Consider the following 2612-nt stretch of genomic DNA (forward strand, 5'->3'; position numbering starts at 1 on the left):
AATGGCTTAATTGTCGTTGTTGAGCAGGATATGAACCTGAATCCGTTTCGCGATGCACTGTTCGTCTTCCGCAACAAAAAGCGCGATAAGGTCAAAATACTCTATTGGGATAAAACGGGCTTCGCTCTCTGGTATAAACGCCTCGGTGCGACAAGAAGTCGCTTTGTTTACTGTTGAACTTTGATTCAACCCTTCGTATTGCCGAAGGTTTCCTATTTCGACATGCGTTACTAGCAATGGTGAGGTGTGAAGCTCGAAAGACAATGTAGCCTTAAGTTCAACAGTGATGTTGAACAAACTGCAAGCATCATGCGGTTGGGCCCTAGGAATTAATGGTATGTGTAATTAACTGAACAGTTTTAACTGTCGTCATTATAAACAAGCTAAAGATGCTGACAAGCTTGAACCAAAAGGTGTGGTGGACAAGTTAACATGCTCTAGTCTCATGTTACGCAATTTAATGTGCCCCCGGCGGATTGACTGACACTAACCCATTATGTGAATAAAGTGGAACTTGGTAAGCCCGTATGCTCCCTCGTTGAGGTAGTTTCTTCGTAAGAATGAATGACGGGCATGCGGGTAAAGGACGATGGAGAAAGCGAATGCCTTGCTGTAATGGCAAGGATAGATGTATTGAACGTGACATCATGCGAAAGCATAGCCCACTTCCATCGAGTGGTTAATCACAAGAAATTTGTAATAAGATTTTAGCTTAGGAATGCAAATGAATTGCTCTTATGAACAATGTGCACCTATAAACGAAGCGCAATGCTGGTCTAACATCGATTGGAAGGCTGCAAAGCGCTACGTAGGATCATTGCAAGCGCGTATTGTGAAAGCAGTAAAGCAAGGGAGAAAAGGGAAAGTTAAAAGTCTGCAATGGTTATTGACTCATTCCTTTTATGCGAAAGCCCTTGCGGTTAAACAGGTAACGGAGAACAAAGGGCGTAAAACGTCTGGTATTGATGGCGAAACATGGCAAAGTGCTACTAAAAAATGGCGAGCAATCTCATCGCTCAAACGTTCTGGATACAAGGCAAGTCCATTAAGGCGAGTCTTTATTCCAAAGTCGAATGGGCAGAGAAGACCTCTCGGTATCCCCACAATGCTGGATCGTGGGATGCAAGCACTGTATTTGCTAGCCGTTGAGCCAGAAGTGGAGACAAACAGTGACGGCAATTCTTTTGGTTTTCGAAAACAAAGATCTTGCGCTGATGCGATCGAACAATGCTTCAAAGTATTGTGTCGCAAAGGTGCGGGAGAATGGGTGCTTGATGCAGATATTAAAGGATGCTTCGATAATATCAGCCATGAATGGATGCTAAAGCACTTAAACATTGACAAACCAATCCTTTCACAGTGGTTGAATGCCGGCTTCATGGAGTCTGGCAAGGTATATCCAACACTTGCAGGAACACCGCAAGGAGGGATAATCTCGCCGACGTTAATGAATATGGTATTGAATCAACTGCAAGGAACAATTGAAGAAGCTTCAGGTGTTAAAAGAGGTAAGCACCGTGAAATTCGTTCTAATGTTAAGAGAGTCTCTGTAATCAGATATGCTGATGATTTTGTTGTAACGGCTCATTCTCAAGCGTTTTTGGTAGATACAATATTGCCTTGTATTAATGAATTTATGTCCCAACGTGGTTTGGCATTATCGCCAGAAAAAACGCACGTTAGGCATATATCAGAGGGTTTTGATTTTCTTGGTCAAAATCTCAGAAAGTATAATGGCAAATTACTGGTCAAACCCAGTAGCAAAAGCGCTCTACATTTGATGAATAAGTTGAGACTTACGATCACCAAATATCGCTCTAGTCGACAAGACAGGCTAATTTTTCAGCTTAATCCAATATTAAGAGGTTGGTGTAATTATCACCGACACAGTGTCGCAAAGGAAGTATTTTGCAAGATTGACTCTGATATATGGTTGCTACTCTGGAAATGGGCATGTCGTAGGCATCCTAGAAAAGGAAAACACTGGATTAGGGCTAGATACTTCCACTCTGTTGGTGCGCGTAATTGGACATTCTGCACCGGTGATAAACAAATAGCCTTATTTCGGTTAGCAGCAATACCGATTGTGCGACATCCAAAAATCAATTCCGATGCAAACCCTTACGATCCGACACATGAAACTTACTTTGAATCTCGGCTTGATGTGTTAATAAATTCTCGCAACAAAGAACGCCTGCATAGATTATTATCACGTCAAAATGGTGAGTGTTTGTATTGCAAAAGGAAAATAACGGCTAAAACTGGTTGGAATATTCACCGCCTAGTGCCTTTATATTTAGGTGGTGATAATAAGACGAGTAATACCGTGGTTGTACACCCTTCTTGCCATAACAGCATTCATAAAAGTAAAAATACTGCTGCGCCATCCTACATGGCGTTATAACGACTTGAGCGGTATGCGGGGAAACTCGCACGTACCGTTCTTAGAGGGCTGGGCTCGAGTAATCGGGTCTGGCTACTCGACAGAAGCATCGTTTTAAGTGGCCTGTCGATGCGAACTTAAAACAGATGCATATGAGTGAGCAACAGCTACAATGGCTGTTATCGGGTTACGATGTCATAGGCCATCAGCCGTTGCACTACAACGCATC

1 protein-coding gene is annotated in these 2612 nt (G+C 42.7%); it reads left to right on the forward strand.

Features of this window, described 5'->3' with window-relative positions:
* The first annotated feature begins 724 nt into the window (after positions 1–724).
* Positions 725–2404, forward strand: a complete 1680-nt coding sequence (gene ltrA, locus MHM99_RS20990; protein ID WP_239220456.1) for a group II intron reverse transcriptase/maturase — start codon at positions 725–727, stop codon at positions 2402–2404.
* Positions 2405–2612: the final 208 nt, after the last annotated feature.

Source organism: Alteromonas sp. MmMcT2-2, from assembly GCF_022348305.1.
In the GTDB taxonomy this organism is placed as follows: domain Bacteria; phylum Pseudomonadota; class Gammaproteobacteria; order Enterobacterales; family Alteromonadaceae; genus Alteromonas; species Alteromonas macleodii.